Source organism: Alkalibacterium putridalgicola (assembly GCF_900109825.1).
Classification (GTDB): Bacteria; Bacillota; Bacilli; order Lactobacillales; family Carnobacteriaceae_A; genus Alkalibacterium; species Alkalibacterium putridalgicola.
Genome location: NZ_FOBL01000018.1, coordinates 36,291 through 54,951, shown reverse-complemented (window position 1 = coordinate 54,951; position 18,661 = coordinate 36,291). Strand labels below are relative to the sequence as shown.

Below are 18,661 nucleotides of genomic sequence, written 5' to 3'. Positions count from 1 at the left end.
TCCATTATCTGTTTTGGAACAGGTTTTTCATCTACTTACCTCAAAAACTTGTTCCAATATCCGTTTTAGGACAGGTTTTTCATCTACTTACCTCAGAAACTTGTTCCAGTATCTGTTTTGGAACAGGTTTTTCATAGATCTCAGTATAACTTGTCACTTCCACATTTTAAAAGCCGACTATTAAGGTGAATACTTTGAAAATGCTTTTCAGGTCATTATAATACTGACCACAGATAAACATATTATTTTGATTCCTGATCAAAATCGCCAGCCCAATAAATACCAGCCAATCAACCCAATGACTATTGCGCCGATCACGATCCATACTGTCCAGTTTACTTTTCTTTCATGTTTACTGACATCTTTGCCTGCGGTCATACGCTCATAGGCGGTGACCATCACAACTAAAATAAAAACGAGACCTATAAAAATACCCAATTGCATTCCTCCTCTTTGAACCTGTTTCCGACTTCTTCCTTATAATCAATCCATAGATCAAACTAACTCATATTTCATCAAATAATCAGTTTGTTCATCATCGCCTAGTTTAAAGACATGTTTATCAAACATGACAAATCCGCTTTTTTCGTAAAATTTTATAGCTTTCGTATTCTTTTCCCAGACTCCCAGCCAGACAAAGTCCATCTGCCTGCTTTCCGCCTCTTCGATAGCCTTATCCATCAGCTTGCGGCCGATGCCCTGCTTTTTATACTCTTTCAATACGTAGAGACGCTGAATCTCCAGAGAATTGCTGTACCCTTGTTCTGTCTGAGCATCATCAAGATTCAGTTTCATATAAGCTACAAGATTTCCATCCACTTCAACAGCATAAAAGAGCGAAGCAGGGTTGGAAAGCTCCTGCCTAACTTGTTGCGTATTGATATGTTCCGTAAGGTAATTTTCAATATCTTCTGCTGTGTTATCAGAGCCGAATGTTTCAACAAATGTTTTTTCACTGATGGCTTTGATTTTGTCTATATAATCCAGATCAACCTCTTTGATTATCAGGTCACTCATTATAACCCCTCCAGTTGCTTTATACATGCTTATCCACCTATATAAAATAGGTGGTTCAAGCTGCTTCTCATTCATTATATAAGACACGACTCTAAATATAAACACCGCTTCTTCCTGTTACCCAAAACTCTACATAAAACAGTCTATGTTCCTTTCAACAAAATCCCGGAAATTGTTTGGCTTTTTACCAGTCATTTTTTCAAATTCATCTGTCACTTTTTCTGCTGTCCCTAATCGGGTCATTAAATAGAGTGCCATGGTCACGTTGACATATTTCTTGTCAAAGCCTCGGTTATTTACATAGTGTCTGCGGTATGCCAGGAATCCCGGGTCTGCATAGGATATGTTCTTCTTTGTCACCTGACTCAATATCTCTGCCACTTCAAAGTAGTCCAATGACTCGGGACCCGTTAATGTATGCGCCGTATTTTTAAATTTTTCCGGATCTTTAAGTACTGTTGCTACAGCCAGTCCAATGTCTGCGGCATCGATAAAGCTGGTTTTACTTTTACCGGCCGGCACAAGGATCTCGTTGTTATTTTTTATCTCTTCAGCATGTATCCCTGATAAATTCTGCATGAAAAAGCCGTGTCGGATATAGGCAAAGGGCAGACCCAGTTCAGAGATATGTTTTTCGATTTTATGATGCGGAGGAAAAGGATTCTTTTCAACGCCCATTAACGACAAAAAAGAGACGAGTTTTATGCCGTGGTCCTTCATCCTTTGTATAAACGGAAAGAGATCTTCTGCTTTCCCCAAATGAGGCGGTCTCATTAGAAATACTCTATCTACATCCTGAAGTGCAGCATCAAAGGTTTCTTCTTTCGTGAAATCCAGTTTGACTCGCTCAACATCTTTTCCATATATCTTAAGGAGCTTCTGTGTATCAGTGCCTGCAACCACAATAGGCTCGTTCATTTTCAGTAATTCACTTGCAGCGTATTTCCCTACGGTTCCGGATGCTCCTGTAACAAGTATTTTCATATTAATCCGCCTTTTCTAATATCGTGTTTGCTTTTTCCATCAAACCAATAAATGTACAGAAATCATCCACGCCCATTTCATTTTTAAGTGTTTCTACTGTTTTTATGTAATCATCGAAGGTTGTGTCCAGAAGTTTTTGACCAGCTTCAGTTACTTCGAGCGTGTAACTGCGCTTGTCTGTTTCGGACTTTCTTTTCTTAAGATATTCTTTGTCGACTAAAGCATTGACCATCGATGTGACAGAAGGCTTGGCGATCTTAAAAAAATCGCTGACCATAGAGGGTGTTACAGAGGCATTCTGTTTTTGGATGAAGATCAACACGGCCATTTCACTTGATCTTATAGAACTATCTGATTTTGCATTCATTTTCAATCGGCAAAACATCCCGATGATGTCGGCACTGTAAAGTAAATCCTCACTCATAGTATACTCCTTCGTGTTTTAGTTAGTCTGGCTAACTAAATTTTAAATCTCAGCTCCTTGAATGTCAATCTGGAGCTTCTCATTAATAGAAAAAGCACTGATGAATGAGCATGTACATCATTCATCCGCGCTTGCTTAATAAAAACCTTTTAAAAAATCCAAGGAAACGTAAAGGTCACAATGGCTGCCCATAAGCCGTAAACCGGTAAGTACTTTGTCACAGCATTCTGAACAGGCGTCAAACCAGTTTTATTGGTCAGGAACCGGCTATATGCTAGCCCTATCCAGATGAGATTGGCCCAGATCAGAACGTTCACACCCAAAACAGCTAGTCTGTTTGGCGTGATACCATAAGATGTCAGTCTGAACACTATCGCGGATAACGCCACTGTGTCGATGATCAGTGCAAGAAAAATCAGAGCGCTGTTCACAACATCCGAAACGGTTCTTTTTTCATCTGAAGTACTTCCCGTGATGGTAAAAATAGTGAGAGCCAGGACAAGCAATAGTACGCCGTTAAAAGATAATAGAAAGTCGCGGTCCATAAATGGGTTTTCTCCAATCGACACAATCATTATCAAATAGGCGAGCAATGTCAGAAGAACAAGCGGACTGAAGATCTTAGCTAGATAAGATGCAATATGTCTGCCATATTCTAAATTTCGTATCACAAGGTACGCGGCCACGACCGTGAGCCCCGTTGCACCAAACAAGACGACATTCCTGAAGTAAAAGTCCGCGATATCCAGCCCCGCAAAGTAGAACAGCTGCATCGTCAATCCGGTGAGTATCATGCCGCTGATCGCCATGCTCGCATAGATGACAGCAAATTCTCCGTTAAACTTAAGGTAAGTCAGCCGTTCCCGCCCTTTATTATAAGCGTTCCCTGTAAATGCCAGTCCCGTAACGACCCACAAGAATATAGGCAGATGCAGATACGCTAGGATGATGCTGTCTGTTTCCTCCATCGGCAATAGATTAAGATATATAATCGATACAAAAAAAGCGCCGATGACCGTATAAAGAATAGGTTTCTTCGGAGGATTCCTGTACATAAAGTATCCGGCTATAAAAGGCACGACACCAAAGATCAAGTTGATCGGTGTAATCACTTCTTCCAGCGCAAGGTGAAACAACCCGCGTGAAGTCAGCCCGGCAAGTAATGCCATCAATCCCATAAAAAGAAAATCCTTGTTCATGAATCCGGCCTTTTCTGATTCAGTTTCTTCCTGATAATTCAACCGTTCGTGCCAGACGGCAAGGACCTGAGATTGCGCATTCCTTTCCAAGGCTTCCTCGAATGATCGTTTAAACGCATCCGGATCTTCCCGAAAAAGCTTCTCAAGTTCATGCGGGTCATTGATGTTGGAAATGACCTGATTCCTATTAGCCATAATTGAACCTCCTCATGTTATTATCTGTTCTGATAAATTTATGTACCATTCACGGAACATTTTGATACCCTAATAGTAGCAGGTTATTTATTGACAAACAATAAATAAATAATGAGTATCAATACATTTAATAAAAACTTATAAAAATAGGCGCCGCTCATATGCGAGCGACACCTTTTGGAACGATTCGATTAATTCTCTGCAGGAACACTGACGATCTCTTCTGTCTCTGCTTCCAGATTTTTCTCAAAATCATCCAGCAGCGCACGTACCTGATCTGTCGTTTTGGTTTCCATCAACGCACTTCTCAAGCCGCTTGCTCCGCGGATTCCACGGACATAGATTTTAAAGAAGCGACGCAGCGGTTTGAATGACTGCTGCATTTCTGATGAGAATTCATATTCATCAAAGAGATCAAGATGCAGCCTTAGGAGTCCCAGCATTTCGTCGGCACTGTGTTCTCTTGCTTCTGTTTCAAAAGCAAAGGGATTCGTGAAAACACCGCGACCGATCATGACACCATCCACACCGTATTTTTCAACGAGTTCCAGTCCCGTTTGGCGGTCAGGAATATCGCCATTGATGGTGATCAGTGTATCCGGCGCCACTTCATCTCTTACTTTAACGATATCTGGGATCATTTCCCAGTGCGCATCATACTTGCTCATCTCTTTTCTGGTACGCAGATGGATCGACAGGTTCACGATATCCTGCTTCAGCAAATGAGTGATCCAGTCCCGCCATTCATCCAGTTTTGTATAGCCTAGTCTCGTTTTCACACTGACCGGTAAGCCTCCAGCTTTAGCCGCTTCGATAAGCTCGGCTGCGACTTCCGGACGGCGGATCAGCCCGGACCCTTTACCTTTTCCAGCCACATTCGGAACCGGGCAGCCCATGTTGATATCGATACCGGCAAATCCAGCCTCGGCCATACCGATACTCATCTCACGGAAGTATTCCGGCTGGTCGCCCCAGATGTGAGCGACCAAAGGCTGTTCGTCTTCTGTAAAGGTCAATCGTCCACGGACACTGTTGCGTCCTTCAGGATGGCAGTAGCTGACTGTATTGGTGAATTCAGTAAAGAAGACATCCGGACGGCCGGCTTCAGCGATGACATGACGGAACACAACGTTCGTCACATCTTCCATCGGTGCCAGGATAAAGAACGGTTTCGGCAAGTCTTTCCAAAAATTTTCTTTCATAATATATAATCCTTTCGCTATTCAAGTCTTATTTAAAGGTATCTGTAGTTTTCTAAAACATCTACTATCATTATCAAGATATGTTTTCATGAAAAAGTAATACATATCTAACCTTATCTATTTTAACTTTTACAGCGATTTTGTCAAATGTTTAGGTGTACCTTAACCGATTGATGCCGGTATTTGTGACCATTTTTTTACTAACACCTAGTTATTCTGATTTTTCGAGTCTAAGAGTGTTCCCACAACGATCCCGATCAGCATACCGATGCTTGACCCGATCGGGACAGCAAAGAGCATCCCTGATCCTATACCACCGATCAGACTCGTGACTAAGATCCCTATGGCGCTGCCGGCTATCAAACCAAAGCCAACGCCTAGACCTAAATAATGATTTTTGTCTTGCTTCTTTTTGTCAGTCATAATTTCTAATACCTCCAAGTCTTCGATACTTCTTTGAAATCCGTAATAATCCTCTAGTATATATTGCAGTTCTGAATCTTATCTCATACTCCATGAACCTTTATATCGGCGGATGTCTCTTCTTTCTTGACAGCTGCCTTGCCTAAAAAAGCAAAAACAATCAGCAGTATTCCCGTCAGCCATCCACCCAGACTGAAAACTGGCGGACCATATAGAAGCAGACCGGCTCCGCTTAGTATCAGCAGCGCTGCCAGAATACCGAATAGTTTCATGCCATAGAGAGTCATGAACGGTAAGTAATGTGAGCCCACTATGATCATAGCGGCCGGGAAAAACCATATCGGTCTGAAAATAATGATCGCACCCACCAATAAAAAGTTGATCGGTACGGTAAAAGCGATCTGGGATCCAAGTGACCATAATCTGTTATCTTTACTCACCTTTGCATTCCTGCCCATAGCTCTTAAAGTCAACTGAGTAAGCGGGAAAATCAGCATGCAGCCAAAGAACAAAATCAGCATACCCGAAACAGGTTTATTTACTACACTGATACCAGCTGCAGCCAGCCAAATCACTCCAGAAACAAGCTGACCAGCAAAACCGCCTAAGAAGGCGGAGCGCATTTCTTTCTGATCATCTGCGATGGTTTTTATCACGTGTTCATGAGTCTCCATTTTCATCATCCTTTTTATACTAAAAATAAGATGGAAATTAATCTGTGACTTTCAGCAAACCGGTCAGTTCAAGGTCTATGACACGCTCCAATCATCGTTTCATTAAGCGAAACAGTAAAAAAATCAGCGATGTAATGAGTAGCATTGCCAGTAATAACTGGTAGAAAAAGGCCCCGCCAACAGGATTTAATACTTCCTGAAAGGCAATCATCACTAAACAGTATACCGTTGTCAGCACTGTAAATACGATCGATACAGATGTCACTATTTTTTTAGGTGCCACTTGAAGAACTTTACTGATACTGAAATCAAACGAGGATCGCCTTGTACGCTTAACGACATCCTGCCACATTAAAAGCATAACAATAAAAGTAACGATGCCAAGTCTCGTCATCATATGCACGTATGCAAAGACGCCTTGTTTGGGTGTATCGATTCCTGAAAGCATCATGATACTATTGACCAATGTAATTAGAGTAAAAATTAGACAGATCGATTCTAGTGCTGTGATATTTCCCCACCATAGCGAAATCTTCTTAGCGCTCCCTTTTAGTGATTTTTTCTTAAAGCCCACAGTATAAATGTTATAGAGCAGCACGCCAATTCCATAGGGTACAAGAATACTTCTCAGAAGATCCCGGTAGGCATTAGGATGCAGATTTACAAAATTCCCTATAATCGATAGGAATAGCCACGTCATAACGCAGATAATCAGAATAATTACGAGGTTTTTAACTATTTTTGAGCGATAAAATCTTTGCACTTTATCTCTATACACGGGGTCTAGTCCTTTCATAGCCGCATTATTGACTGATAGATTCTGAGGCAGCCAACCTTAATCATTTACTAACCATCGACCATCTATTTAATCTAACATTACCATATGCCTTGTGAAAAGCATAACATCAGTATTGATTCTCTTTATGGTTTATGATTTGAAGGATATCAACTAAATCTCATTTCTTTCAAAAAAACCTCATGAGAACAGTAGCAAATAAACTGTTTCATGAGGTTTTTAATAAAATCAATTTATCATAATAGATATTTGGCTTTACAGAGGGAAATTCATTTATCGTTGAAAAACAGTGAGAGTTTTTTAGTTTTTTCAATCGAAATAAATATTAATACTCGGCTTGGATGAATCCACCTCATCGATCACTAGTCTATCGTAGGGGAGATCTTCGAAACTTTCAGAAAATGCTTCAGCGGTTCCGTATACGAGCACGCCATACGTTTCGACCCCATTTTCCTCAATGTAATCTAAAGAATCAGCATAAAATTCAGTTTTTTCTGGATAATAATCAAACGTTTCAACAAACCCTTCACGGTCTTTCAACCAGCTTAGGCGTGAAGTGAAGTGTGTTTCGTAAGCTTCCGGGAAGAACTCTTCCGGAGCCCCGGTCGCATCCAACCACACATGATTCAAATCAAATAAGGGATACTCTTCAGGATCCGGCGTCATATTCGAACTGGGTTCCGCATTGATGTCAGGAACGAACCCAATCAAATGCATGGGCTGATTGTCTCGCCAGCGTTTCCCTGGTTCTGTCGTCCGGACACCGGCCCATTTAAAGTCCAGATCTGGATGCTCTTCCGTTAATCGATAGAATTCACTCATCGTTAAATCTTCATCAAACGCTACCGTCATAGAAACATAAGATAAATCAGCCAGCTTTTCTATATAATCTACTGTCTCGTCGTTAAATCGCTGTTTAAATTCTTCCTTCATTTCATTAGCCTGTTCACTTGCGTCTTCAGGGTATGGACTGTACACGTCATCGAAAGCCTCTCGAATACTAAAGCGTGGTAGCCTGTCAAAAATTCCTTCATAGAAATTTTCAGGCCTGCCTCTTTTCAAATCCACAAAATGCAGGGTGTCATTCTGAGTAAACAAATTTTTAAGAAAATAGCCTGTTTCATACGTTCCAAAACCTTTGGATTCCTGGAAGGTAAATGAACTATTAACGTATCCCGGCATATTCAAACTGACATACGCATCCAGGTCGAAGCTGAAATCAGTTGCAGAAAATCCTTCCTCTTCTGACTGTGTCACTTCTGTCGGATCATAGTAGAATTGATCAACGACATTGGATAAGCCATAGAATATACCTAGGTATATTAGGATGACAATCAAAACAGAGACCAGAACGACTTTTCTCAATCGGCGGTTGACCATCTTGTTTATATTTTCAGTTTCTAGTGTATCATTGTTAACGTCTTCCTTTATATTGCCACTATCCATAAACTCATCCGGCAGCTGTTCCGTGTAATAGTCTTCAATGGACGCATACTTTTCCAGTTCTTTCTCGACTGTCGCTTTTTCCTCGTCTGTTGCCGTGCCGTCTTTGTAGCGCTCCAGTAATTCTTTAAAATTCATAATGATCCTCCTTTAGTGCTTTTCCCAGCTTCTTGCGTGCCCGATAAAGTGTCGTTTTTGTGTTGCTTTCTGACCAGCCGACCGTTTTTGCGATATCCTTGATGCTCATCTCACCGTAGTAATAAAGATGGATGACCTCCCGGTAACTATCCGGCTCCAGTTTCATCAAGTGCTCATATAATCGCTGGTCCCGTTCCTTATGTATGTAACTTTTTGCGGGTCCTCTCTCAGATTTGTCAGATAAGACCTTTTCATAACTTCCCATCGATACAGATGATTGCTTCGTTCGTTTCAGGTCAATGAAGTGATTCTTTAACACCCTGAAAAGCCAGTACTTAAATGACCCCCTCGGTACATTTGACGCGATAAAAGCCTTGTAGAAGGTTTCACTGACGAGATCTTTTGCCAGTTCTTCATCTCGTGAGAGACTCAAAGCATAGAGATACAGCTCTTTATGATATTTTTTGTACGCCCGGTCCATGGCATCTGACTTCATCGGAAACCTCCTTTCACTCTATATACGTTTCTACTTGGAAAAGGTTACACTTTTATTTGCTTTTCCTTAAATTCAGTAAAATCCTTCACTCTATAAAAAAAAGCCGTCTCGTTAGGGACAGCTTTAAACCTCATTATAAATATATATGAAAAATGCTCATAGCCGCAATTACAACTTTATCATCAGAAAATCATTGCCCACCAGAAGATGTTGAAAGTTTTTCATTTTCAGCAATTTTGTAGTTGTTTCTTCCATCTTTTTTTATACAATACATCGCTTCATCACTTTTGGAAATCAGTTCATCTACTGTGTCCCCATGCGCAGGATAGACACTTATCCCAATACTTGCGCCTATATTGCATTCGTTCCCATTTATTACGATCGGTTTAGTCAGTTTGTCTAAAATTCGTTCTGAGATATGCTTTATGTGCTCTTTTTGAGCTTCATTCAACAACACAACAAATTCATCTCCCCCGATCCTCGATGCCATATCCTTCGAGTGAATTGAATTTCTTATTTTTTCTGATACATTTTTTAATAATTCATCCCCAATTTGATGTCCATGCTGATCATTAACTGTTTTGAAATGATCCAGATCAATGAACATGAGGGCAAATGAGCCATGATTTTTCTCTGCTCTCTCGATATATTTTTCTGTGGCAGCCATAAAATGTCTTCTGTTTGACAGACCTGTAAGCGCATCATAATTCACGAGAGTATTTAACTGGCTGTTTTTTTCTTCCAATAGCTTCGCATATTTTTTTATTTGTCCCAGAATGTCGAAATATTCATACTTCTCTTTGCCGGTATAACTGTACAGCAGACCGAAACCCATAACGATGTAACTTAACAGGAAGAGATTATGCGCAAGCCACCAGACTGAACTCCAAGGGGTCGAGATCATAAACATAATTGTTGATTCCATGATCAGACATAGTCCGATAAGGAAAGAAAGAATCGTAATATTCGATTTTACTTTATAAGAATAATAATATTTCAGCGCATTGATTCCTATGAAAATCAAAGTGATGACTTTAGTCAGTATAGCAAAATATGTATCTCTCAAATCGGCATGTTTAAAAGCAGGAAGCATCTCTGGATTGAATACCGCAAAATAGGAAATCCCGGACAGTACGATCAATAAGAACAGAAGCACATAGCCATTAAAGTGCTTTTTAATTCGATCATTATGTTCCAGCAAAGTATCTGGAACAAACAGCATCAATGCTAACCAGAAACGACTTAAATCACCGAATAAAACAAAGACACTTATATTATCTACCCTATCCGGGAAATTAAAAATTTGTGCTATGGCCGTATCTGGGGTAGTCAACGCATGAAAGGTGTAAAATACGCCTACGCCAAGAAAGGCTATAGCGATATAATATATTTTAGTAACTCTATTCTTTTTATATTCCTTATAGGCACCGAAGCCGACTAGAAACGCGATTGCGGAGCTAAACATCACATAATAAAAATGCAAGTCTATATTCATACTCATCTCTGATACATTATTGACTAAATAATAATAAACGATCAGAGGTAGAACAATAAAGAGGCTTGCTGTTACATTGATTTTTTTATTTGATAGCATTCTGTTTCCTTTCCAAAACACAAAATTCTCGAACGGTGATATGTATATGATAATCAATAGAATATGAGGATCCTCTATTACAACAAAAGAAATCTATCTAGTTTAAGCCTAGCATCACTTAAAAGGTCATTTATATCGATTTAAACAAAAACATCACAAAACTGGCAATATAACACTCGTGATATTATTCACTCGACTAATTATACAGAGTATTATATCAAAGTGTCAACATCCGCTTGTTTTTAAAGCAGTTATATAGAAAAAACCTTATTTTCTCGTTGATTTGTGAAAGTCATATCATTGACTTCCGTCTTTTATAAGCCATTATCTGTAACCTAAAGGGCTGACCATTAAACATAGAACTGCTCGGGCTCTTTAACTTACATTCTTTTATAAAGCAGTTATATTTCAGCATACACGTAAAAGATCCTGGAAAACTGTGAGGAAGAAAAATACCGTCCAATCAAGGAAATATATTTCCTTGATTGGACGGTATGTCTATTTCTACAGTATCCAGTTACTTCAGAAAAAGACTTTCACTCTCACCTGTTTCAAATTATGATCTGACCCTACTCGCATCCTGCGAGTAGGACCCTTCTTTGATTTTCTAGTGCAATTCTCTGTTGTGGCAGTTTCTGTAGTGACCACTCAGTAATAATAGAGCCCCGCTTGTTACAAAGCTTTTTGATAGTGTCCATTGAAGGAAAGACTAAGCTGAGTCGTCACTAAAAGGTGGATGTTCGGACTGCTCATGCTCAGTTGTCGATTGAGAAGACCGTAAAATAGGCTGATAGCGACCTGTCCGAGGACTATTTAATTTGAGCAGTCAATAGAACCTCTTTCACATTACTACCCAAAATAATCAAGCGTCTGAGTAGTCACTACACTGCCCATATAGTGCGCACCCACCAAAATCAAACGATCGACTTGACAGAAAGTTTTGATTATACATGCCTCTCATCAAGCTACAAAAGATCAGTGGTCACTACTAACTTTAATTAGGCCTGCTCCTGATGAAATCAGGCTGGTTTCCTTAAAAAAATAATCAGTAAAAGGTCGTTGATCCCTGATTCAACACTATTAGAAAAGATCACTTAAGGATTTAAGGATTGCAATACTGGCAGTTGCCCGGGTCTGCTTCCTTTATTCCCTCAGGATATTTTTCTTCTTCACTATATCCACACTTACTGCAGTTATAATGATAGGACAAGGTCAATTGAGTAGGTTGTTTACACCATTGACACGGCAGCCCTTTCGTTCTATCCGTTATTTTATATCCGGGCCACTGACAGCTTGGGCAGAGACTAGTTATGTTTTTTACAAGATCCCTGGTAGCGGCCTCGATATTTTTCATGCGCTTTGTGTTGTACAATGCTCTCATATCTGTCTCCAGGAAAATTTCATTATCAGCTGATTTCTCTAAAGTATTTAAAACTGCCTTTTCCAGGTTTTCCTTAGTTGTGATCCCCTTGATCATATCATTTGGATCCTTTGAATGTTCACTTACCTTTACTACTATACCCGTTTCGGGAAAACCGGCAGATAGAGCAAAATCGTAGGCTTCTGTAAAGTTTTTCACTCGCTTATGCTTGAAGTCCGTTTCGGTCGTTGCTGCAATACCGCTGATTTCGATATCATTCTTTTTATCAATCAAAAGGACGACTTCGCGATTAAAAGGAATAAATGGTACATAAGGATGAGGACCAAACGTCCCTTCACTCGCAATAGCCAGGGTTGCGTTAGACAATGCCATAGCCCCTTCAGCTTTACGACGTGCTGCTTCAAACTGTCCGCCGATACGCTCGACGTCTCCTGTGAACGTCCCATACATATCCGAATCAAACCCTTTAGGAACAACGGTCTTGATTCCCAGTTCTTTTTCTAATATAGGTGAAATAACTTCTTCTTTTTTGTGCATCGTCGCCAGAATACCGGTCCTGTTTTTAAACAGTGACTCCAAAACTTCTTCTTGATTCATCATCCAAACTCCTTTTCGTACAAAATGGCCTAAAAAAAATCCTGAAATGTTATAAAAGTTTTATTATTCATTTTTATATCATATCAAATCAATGTTCAAAATGCAGTTGTTTTTTTATTGCAGTTTCCTCTTCCATCCCGTTAATCGTGAGAATTGAAGCTATTACATTGTGTCTCGTTCAGAATCGTGCCTACACTAAAATAATCTTAAAATTAAGAAGATAAGTCGATCCTTCTATTAAATCTTCTTAAAAAAACAGGCCTTTTCCAGGCCTGTTTTTTTATATGAAGTTCTATATTTGCTTTTTAACTGCTGAGGGTATTGCCTTCAACTGGGATAGGGTGTGCTTTGAGCATTTCTGCGAAATGTACCAGGTTATACCCTAACGTTTTGGCACTGTTTATTGTAAAATCGTTTTTATATCCTTCTGCTTCAATAAAGGAAGGTCCGGGACCTGCTTCACCGACCCAGTACGCATCGACATTAGGCGGTATAGTAAAGCCAATGTGCGAAAGGCTGTAAATAATGGAACGGGAGGCATTTTTTCCTCCATCTTCATTTCCGGTCACAACAGCACCGCCGACCTTATTATAATAAATCGCCTGTCCTTTATCGTTCGTCAGGCTGCTTCCCCCGTAGAGTCTTTCAATAGCTTTTGTCGCTATACTACTTTTTTCACCTAGCCAGATTGGTGTGCCGATGATCAGGATGTCCGCTGCTTTAATAGCCTCAAAAATTTCTGGCCACTCATCGCCTTCACCAACGTCAGTTGAAATAGCGGCAGGTATATTGTGGTCTGCTAATCTGAATATTTTTGTTTCCACTTTTTTCTTGTCAAAAACCTTGACCACTTCATCTATCAGGGCACGCGTGTTGGATGTTTCCCCATTTCCCTTTAAACTGCAATTCAAAACGACTGCTTTTAAAGACATAAAAATCCTCCTTATGATTTAATTGTTGTCTTTAGTGTATCGATAACTTTTTTAATTTCAAAGTCTTAGCTCTCATCAGTCCATATCCGTCTGCTCGATTAACACTGGAAAAGCTTTGCACAGTTGAATATTCTTTGTTGGATACTGCAGCTACCTGCTGTACCTTATTCCTTTATAGAGAGAAGCTAAAGCTTCAATTAAGGTAACGATGATTATGATCACAACGGTGAAAATCAGCGTCCTTTCAAAGGAGAGCGGCATGAAATCTTCGAATCTCTCAATGAACTGGCTGTCCCAGATCTCCATATAATAGATGATGTAAATGGAAACGGTGGCTGAGATGATATTCAATATAGAAGTGAGGCCAGCTACGGTTATCGTCCATCTGCCTTTGATCAGCTTGATCAGTTCGACTGTTATATTAAGGATGAAAATAAAGAAAATAAGGAATTCAAATAAGCTGACTTCCTCTACATCAAGAAGGGGGATGAAACTATAATCTCCACCTGACCTATAGTATATCCCGATCCTATCTCTTAAGAAGAAAAACAACAAGAGGAACAGGGTGGTAAACACGATGGAAAAGACTGATTCTACTCTAGATATCCGGGCCTTTCCCTTGGGTAAAGAAGGTAACTTAGAGGGATCCCACTCTTCCTGCTCTTTGCCCGGTTCGACGGATACGTCATTGTATTCCAATAGTACAAAAATCCCAGTCACCCAAACGACCCCTTGCAGCACTGCAGAAAACAGGGTAACAAGATAGCCGCTGATCACTTCTGTGAAGCTTTCAGTGGAAAACAGGACAGCCAGTCCAGAAACGACCGAAATACCAATAATAATAGATAAAACAACGACTTTAAGAACGAATAGATACTTGTAGTAGTATTGAGGTCCAATCAGGTACTTTTCTTTTCCCCTAAAACGATCGGCCATTCTTCTCGGATCTCCCAGATCCCTCAATACTTTTTTGATTCTTTCCTCTTCTGGTAACGCCTTATCTACTTTTTCGAGACGATAGTTGATCAGGACTCTTAATTCTTCAGCCGTATCTTTCCGGGATTTTTCCGGGAGTTCTCGCGTCACTGCATAAATATATCTTTCAATCATCTTTCCCCGCTCCTCAGTTTAGTTATACGTCATCATTTTCAAGATGATGGGGCATGATTTTATAGTGATTTTTATAAAATTGGATCGCTGCCAAACCGATCAGCAGAACGATCCCGATCAAAGCTGTGTATTGGAGTGCAGTATAGTCGCCCTGATAGCCTTCTGGGGAAATCAGCTTGTTGTAGATGCCAAAATAAGCCCAGGCGATCGGGATGGGGAATATGGCGTTTTCCGTACTGAATAACACGAAGGCTGTCAGCCCCACTGCAATCAGAAGAATGATCACAGCCCAAACCTCTTCAGCTATTCCAAAGCCATTCCATTCAATCTTAACGAGCCAGGCCGATATATTCACAACAGTCGCAATAAAAAGCCAGCCTGAGTACAAACCGAACGTAATGGGTAGCAGCCAGCGTCTTTTCTTCTGTATTTTACCCACTCTTTTTACGATCAGGACCATGACGATCAAAAAGGCAAAAATAAACAAGGTCGATAAGCCGATCAGGATGTAAGAAAAAGTTATGATCCAGATAATATTTAAAAAGCACGACAGCCAGAAAAGATAGCTGATTTCCTCGATCGCCTCTTCATAGTAAGAATCATTATATCTGATCAGCATGACAATGATGGAAATGATCAGCAATGTATAGATAACACTCCATATACTGAACGTCGACGGTGCCGGCGTGATCAGTGTCGGATACATATCTGATACTTCCTGCTGTGACATATCGTTGATCCAGCCGAAAGCTCCCATGGCATTGACGATCAACGTAAGAACGAGCAAGCCGGCACTTATCCATGCTTTAGTCTTTGTTTTCATTTTTTCTCCTCCTTTTCTTTTCCAATGAACGGTTTGAACCACTTCTGGATTTTTGGCAAGAATTATAGACGGCATCTTATGTCCCTAGCGAGTAAATATAGTCTATCGCTTCAGTTATATTGTCACTTTCATTATAACAAACCGGATAACTAACCGCTCTCAATACAGCTGTTAATCATAATATTCTTTGTTTGACGTGTAATAACAATTCGGGCTCCTCTAGCCAAATTTATTCTCTCTAACTACCTTTTTCCTAAATAACATACTGCCTATTCTGTAGCTGCTTCTTGAGGATAAACGAGTCCCATCTGTCTGCGGCACTCATCCAGGAGCCCCATGACGTCGATCGTGCTTTCAGCTGGAATATAGTCACTTTCTTTTTTACCCGCACGAATCTCTGCGGCTACATTGGAAAACTGTCTGCCGAATATCAGATCATCAGTCTCGAATGTTTCCACTTTATCCGCACTTTTTAGCGTAGCCCTTTTAGCTACATGGAATTCGGGTACGGAAATCGAGCCTTCTGTTCCTTCTACTTCAAGAAAATGGCCGCCGTCTTCCACCATTGATACATGCATGTTTGCAACAAATCCAGGGTAATAAAATCTGATTTTTTCAGCATGATCCACCTCATGCATGTCTCCTTCACATTCGATTTCTTCTGGGAGACCAAACAGTTCATAGCAATACCTTACTGCATAGACGCCGATATCCAGTAGAGCTCCCCCCAACATGGACGGTGTAGTCAATCGTGGGTTGGTAGAATGCTGAAGCATCGGGACAGCATAAGCAAATTCCACAGACTTGATCTCTCCCACTCGATTCGCATCCACCCATTCTTTTACTTTCAAAGCTGTTTCATTATGCCATGTCTTCATGGCTTCTGAAATATAGACATTATTTTCCTTAGCATAGTCAAAGAGCTCTTCAGTTTTCTCTTTATTAAAAGTAAACGGCTTTTCGCAAAGGACCGGTTTCTTATTTTTAATAGCAAGTTCCGTATATTCTGCGTGCTTGTCTCCATTAACAGCTACGTATACACCTTCGACGCCTGGAGCATTGATCGCCTCTTCTGCAGTATCGTAAACAGTTCCGCCATATTCCTTTGCAAAATCTTCCGCCTTTGACTTCGTCCTGTTCCAAACAGCCGCGATCTTATTATCATCTGTCTGTACCAGCTCTGTTGCTGTGCGGTGTGCAATGCTTCCGCATCCAATATACGCCCATCCGAATTTCTCCATAATTAAATACCTCCGTTTTTTTGGGTGTCCCACTTTATTAAAATAAAAAACGTATATGGTCCAAAGTTCCATACACGTTTTTCATTCAGTATTGACTACTACTCACATACTTTTTCTCAATATCCTTTATAAAGATATCGATACCTGTATCTATTTGACGGGTCAGTTCTGTCAGCTGATCAAAATCAGGATCTTCAACTAGAGATGACTCTATGATTGCCGACATCCCAGTTTCATCACTGGTCAATGTGTAATCTCCCATTTTATATGATTTGAATTTCTCGTGATAAGCAGACATGACTTTTCTGTTTCTTCCGGAAAGCCATATCTGAAACTCTGTCTTCTCGTGGATGAAGACCACCATGTACTTCAGGTCTTTTTTCTTTGAAAGTTCAGTAGTAAATGAGAAAAACGTCAGATCCAGATATCCGGGATAAAGATTTGCCGATACGTCATATTCTAAGTGTTTTTCTTTGAGGTGTGTGCGCAGATCTTTCATGAACTGCATTAACCCCTTATAGGCTTGCTGTAGATCTGTTTCTTTTATCAGTTCTCCATACGCGATCATACTTTCATTAAGAGAGGCCATACGGCTTTCCCCTTCCTGTAACTTTTACAGTGGCTTCATTCTGATTACTGATAAATGACAAGATTCGGTTCGGGATCCAGATTCAACACTTCTTCAGGCGTCATAAGCGGGTTATCGTAGTGCACACCTGGATCATCTGAATAATGATACCACAGTTTGAACCCTTTGTACGGAATCGGCGAGTCTTCGGTTACTCTCTCATGAGTGGCTCGCTTGCCATCGGGCGATCCCCAGCCTGACGTGTTGTGTACAACAATAACAGACTCATAATCTGTGGATACGGCTTCGACATCATGGATCATCTTTTCGACAAACTGGTGGAAGACGAACTGTCTTTTACCCGGTATGTCATTGGAGTCTAGATAGTCCTGCATGATTCCCTGTACATCGTTTATTTCCTGTCCTGTGATGTGTCCGACTTCCTGCATAGGCCGCTCCGTCCGCCATTCCGGATCCAGAGCCAGATGCACGTTCGGATATCTCAGAAACGACTGGATTTCTTGAATGGCATAAGTCGGATGATATCGACCCATCTGATGATCGATATACACCAGAACGCCTCTTTCATAAGCTGCTTCGATGTAGGACATGACCAAGTCGTGATTCATTCTGGCAATTTCTCCACCAGGCTGAACGGTCCCATAAACAAGGTAAATAGCCGGCACGGCCCCCATGTCCTCATCTGCTTCATCATAGGTCTCCGTCGTTTCATCCAGAAGATCGATCAGCTCTCCTACCGGATGACGACCGACGATTCCCATGACCTCAGAATTAGGGTGACCATAATACGCAACGACGCGGTTTTCCTCAAAAAGTGTCGGGGAAGTGAAAAACTCATTCAACTCTTCATCATCGAATGTAGTGGATGAATGAAGTTCGTTCATATCATTGGCAGTGTAGTCTGACGAGACCCATCCCTCATTCATATTCGTGTTATGATGACTGATCTGATACCAGGTCGTTTCATCTTCTGCCACTTCATCGATGACGGTGACTTCATTTCCTTTGATCAGCCGTCCAAGCGATGCGCTCTCTTCGCTGCTGTCTGCTCTAACGTTCACTCCGTTTTCGCTGATATACACATTGTTTTTCTGGTTCCCAAAGATCGAGACTGTTTCTTCCTCTTCTTCAGGTTCCACTTCTGCCTGCTCTTCTTCATCTTCTGGGTTCGTTTCATCTGACCCAGTTTCAGCCTGATCCTCATTTGCACCCGGATCCTTCTGTTCCGCTGTCTCCTCTGTCTCCTCTGCTTCCTCTTCCTGAACCTCCTCGGTATCATTGGTCAGTTCTTGTGTTGCACTGTCCTGTTCACAGCCTGATAAAGCCAGCATGGAGGCTGAAAACAGTGCTAATCCAGTTAAGTAAATTCTTTTTGACATCGTCTCACCCTTTTTTCCGCATAA

At 40.8% G+C, this 18,661-nt stretch carries 19 protein-coding genes; all 19 read right to left on the bottom strand.

Going from position 1 to position 18,661, the window contains the following annotated elements:
• Positions 1–258 precede the first annotated feature (258 nt).
• The 19 genes from BMX84_RS07285 to BMX84_RS07195 all read right to left on the bottom strand — a co-directional run bounded on the left by BMX84_RS07285 (position 259) and on the right by BMX84_RS07195 (position 18,637).
• A complete protein-coding gene (locus tag BMX84_RS07285; RefSeq protein ID WP_091488494.1) occupies positions 259–438 on the bottom strand; it encodes a hypothetical protein in 180 nt (59 codons plus the stop codon).
• Between the two features lie 57 nt (positions 439–495).
• Entirely contained in the window at positions 496–1,017 is a 522-nt protein-coding gene (locus BMX84_RS07280) for a GNAT family N-acetyltransferase (protein WP_091488493.1), read from the bottom strand.
• Positions 1,018–1,146: 129 nt separating this feature from the next.
• Complete coding sequence (locus tag BMX84_RS07275; protein ID WP_091488491.1) at positions 1,147–2,001, bottom strand: SDR family oxidoreductase; 855 nt, start codon at positions 1,999–2,001, stop codon at positions 1,147–1,149.
• A gap of 1 nt (position 2,002) precedes the next feature.
• The gene (locus BMX84_RS07270; RefSeq protein WP_091488490.1) at positions 2,003–2,425 is read right to left on the bottom strand and encodes a MarR family winged helix-turn-helix transcriptional regulator; all 423 of its coding nucleotides are present in this window, start codon (positions 2,423–2,425) and stop codon (positions 2,003–2,005) included.
• 149 nt (positions 2,426–2,574) lie between these two features.
• Positions 2,575–3,819 (bottom strand): DUF4153 domain-containing protein, encoded by a 1,245-nt coding sequence (locus BMX84_RS07265; RefSeq protein WP_091488488.1) that lies wholly within the window; start codon positions 3,817–3,819, stop codon positions 2,575–2,577.
• Between the two features lie 191 nt (positions 3,820–4,010).
• Positions 4,011–5,021: a tRNA dihydrouridine synthase gene (locus BMX84_RS07260; protein WP_091488487.1), complete on the bottom strand. Its 1,011-nt coding sequence runs from the start codon at positions 5,019–5,021 to the stop codon at positions 4,011–4,013.
• Between the two features lie 207 nt (positions 5,022–5,228).
• The gene (locus BMX84_RS07255; RefSeq protein WP_091488485.1) at positions 5,229–5,444 is read right to left on the bottom strand and encodes a hypothetical protein; all 216 of its coding nucleotides are present in this window, start codon (positions 5,442–5,444) and stop codon (positions 5,229–5,231) included.
• A gap of 83 nt (positions 5,445–5,527) precedes the next feature.
• Positions 5,528–6,118 (bottom strand): DUF7010 family protein, encoded by a 591-nt coding sequence (locus BMX84_RS07250; protein ID WP_091488483.1) that lies wholly within the window; start codon positions 6,116–6,118, stop codon positions 5,528–5,530.
• 91 nt (positions 6,119–6,209) lie between these two features.
• Entirely contained in the window at positions 6,210–6,569 is a 360-nt protein-coding gene (locus tag BMX84_RS12420; protein ID WP_143058694.1) for a hypothetical protein, read from the bottom strand.
• Between the two features lie 654 nt (positions 6,570–7,223).
• The gene (locus tag BMX84_RS07240) at positions 7,224–8,495 is read right to left on the bottom strand and encodes an anti sigma factor C-terminal domain-containing protein (protein ID WP_091488480.1); all 1,272 of its coding nucleotides are present in this window, start codon (positions 8,493–8,495) and stop codon (positions 7,224–7,226) included.
• Entirely contained in the window at positions 8,485–8,991 is a 507-nt protein-coding gene (locus tag BMX84_RS07235) for an RNA polymerase sigma factor (RefSeq protein WP_091488479.1), read from the bottom strand. The genes BMX84_RS07240 and BMX84_RS07235 overlap by 11 nt, the downstream gene beginning before the upstream one ends.
• A 190-nt stretch (positions 8,992–9,181) precedes the next feature.
• Positions 9,182–10,585, bottom strand: coding sequence for a sensor domain-containing diguanylate cyclase (locus BMX84_RS07230; RefSeq protein WP_091488477.1), 1,404 nt, complete (start codon positions 10,583–10,585; stop codon positions 9,182–9,184).
• A gap of 1,102 nt (positions 10,586–11,687) precedes the next feature.
• Complete coding sequence (locus BMX84_RS07225) at positions 11,688–12,563, bottom strand: DUF6671 family protein (protein ID WP_091488476.1); 876 nt, start codon at positions 12,561–12,563, stop codon at positions 11,688–11,690.
• Positions 12,564–12,868: 305 nt separating this feature from the next.
• Complete coding sequence (locus BMX84_RS07220; RefSeq protein ID WP_091488474.1) at positions 12,869–13,495, bottom strand: flavodoxin family protein; 627 nt, start codon at positions 13,493–13,495, stop codon at positions 12,869–12,871.
• A 150-nt stretch (positions 13,496–13,645) separates the two neighbouring features.
• Positions 13,646–14,605, bottom strand: coding sequence for a hypothetical protein (locus tag BMX84_RS07215; RefSeq protein ID WP_091488472.1), 960 nt, complete (start codon positions 14,603–14,605; stop codon positions 13,646–13,648).
• Positions 14,606–14,627: 22 nt separating this feature from the next.
• On the bottom strand, positions 14,628–15,428 hold the full coding sequence (locus BMX84_RS07210; RefSeq protein WP_091488471.1) for a TspO/MBR family protein: 801 nt from the start codon (positions 15,426–15,428) through the stop codon (positions 14,628–14,630).
• A 269-nt stretch (positions 15,429–15,697) separates the two neighbouring features.
• A complete protein-coding gene (locus BMX84_RS07205) occupies positions 15,698–16,669 on the bottom strand; it encodes a Gfo/Idh/MocA family protein (RefSeq protein ID WP_177165502.1) in 972 nt (323 codons plus the stop codon).
• 85 nt (positions 16,670–16,754) lie between these two features.
• Positions 16,755–17,258 (bottom strand): DUF7000 family protein, encoded by a 504-nt coding sequence (locus BMX84_RS07200; RefSeq protein WP_091488468.1) that lies wholly within the window; start codon positions 17,256–17,258, stop codon positions 16,755–16,757.
• 44 nt (positions 17,259–17,302) lie between these two features.
• Positions 17,303–18,637, bottom strand: coding sequence for an SH3 domain-containing protein (locus tag BMX84_RS07195; protein WP_091488466.1), 1,335 nt, complete (start codon positions 18,635–18,637; stop codon positions 17,303–17,305).
• Positions 18,638–18,661: the final 24 nt, after the last annotated feature.

Bases quoted from the DNA above. Each gene is read 5' to 3' on its own strand.
- BMX84_RS07280 (WP_091488493.1), bottom strand. From the start codon at position 1,017: ATGAGTGACCTGATAATCAAAGAGGTTGATCTGGATTATATAGACAAA.
- BMX84_RS07275 (WP_091488491.1), bottom strand. From the start codon at position 2,001: ATGAAAATACTTGTTACAGGAGCATCCGGAACCGTAGGGAAATACGCT.
- BMX84_RS07270 (WP_091488490.1), bottom strand. From the start codon at position 2,425: ATGAGTGAGGATTTACTTTACAGTGCCGACATCATCGGGATGTTTTGC.
- BMX84_RS07265 (WP_091488488.1), bottom strand. From the start codon at position 3,819: ATGGCTAATAGGAATCAGGTCATTTCCAACATCAATGACCCGCATGAA.
- BMX84_RS07260 (WP_091488487.1), bottom strand. From the start codon at position 5,021: ATGAAAGAAAATTTTTGGAAAGACTTGCCGAAACCGTTCTTTATCCTG.
- BMX84_RS07255 (WP_091488485.1), bottom strand. From the start codon at position 5,444: ATGACTGACAAAAAGAAGCAAGACAAAAATCATTATTTAGGTCTAGGC.
- BMX84_RS07250 (WP_091488483.1), bottom strand. From the start codon at position 6,118: ATGGAGACTCATGAACACGTGATAAAAACCATCGCAGATGATCAGAAA.
- BMX84_RS12420 (WP_143058694.1), bottom strand. From the start codon at position 6,569: ATGATGCTTTCAGGAATCGATACACCCAAACAAGGCGTCTTTGCATAC.
- BMX84_RS07240 (WP_091488480.1), bottom strand. From the start codon at position 8,495: ATGAATTTTAAAGAATTACTGGAGCGCTACAAAGACGGCACGGCAACA.
- BMX84_RS07235 (WP_091488479.1), bottom strand. From the start codon at position 8,991: ATGAAGTCAGATGCCATGGACCGGGCGTACAAAAAATATCATAAAGAG.
- BMX84_RS07230 (WP_091488477.1), bottom strand. From the start codon at position 10,585: ATGCTATCAAATAAAAAAATCAATGTAACAGCAAGCCTCTTTATTGTT.
- BMX84_RS07225 (WP_091488476.1), bottom strand. From the start codon at position 12,563: ATGAATCAAGAAGAAGTTTTGGAGTCACTGTTTAAAAACAGGACCGGT.
- BMX84_RS07220 (WP_091488474.1), bottom strand. From the start codon at position 13,495: ATGTCTTTAAAAGCAGTCGTTTTGAATTGCAGTTTAAAGGGAAATGGG.
- BMX84_RS07215 (WP_091488472.1), bottom strand. From the start codon at position 14,605: ATGATTGAAAGATATATTTATGCAGTGACGCGAGAACTCCCGGAAAAA.
- BMX84_RS07210 (WP_091488471.1), bottom strand. From the start codon at position 15,428: ATGAAAACAAAGACTAAAGCATGGATAAGTGCCGGCTTGCTCGTTCTT.
- BMX84_RS07205 (WP_177165502.1), bottom strand. From the start codon at position 16,669: ATGGAGAAATTCGGATGGGCGTATATTGGATGCGGAAGCATTGCACAC.
- BMX84_RS07200 (WP_091488468.1), bottom strand. From the start codon at position 17,258: ATGGCCTCTCTTAATGAAAGTATGATCGCGTATGGAGAACTGATAAAA.
- BMX84_RS07195 (WP_091488466.1), bottom strand. From the start codon at position 18,637: ATGTCAAAAAGAATTTACTTAACTGGATTAGCACTGTTTTCAGCCTCC.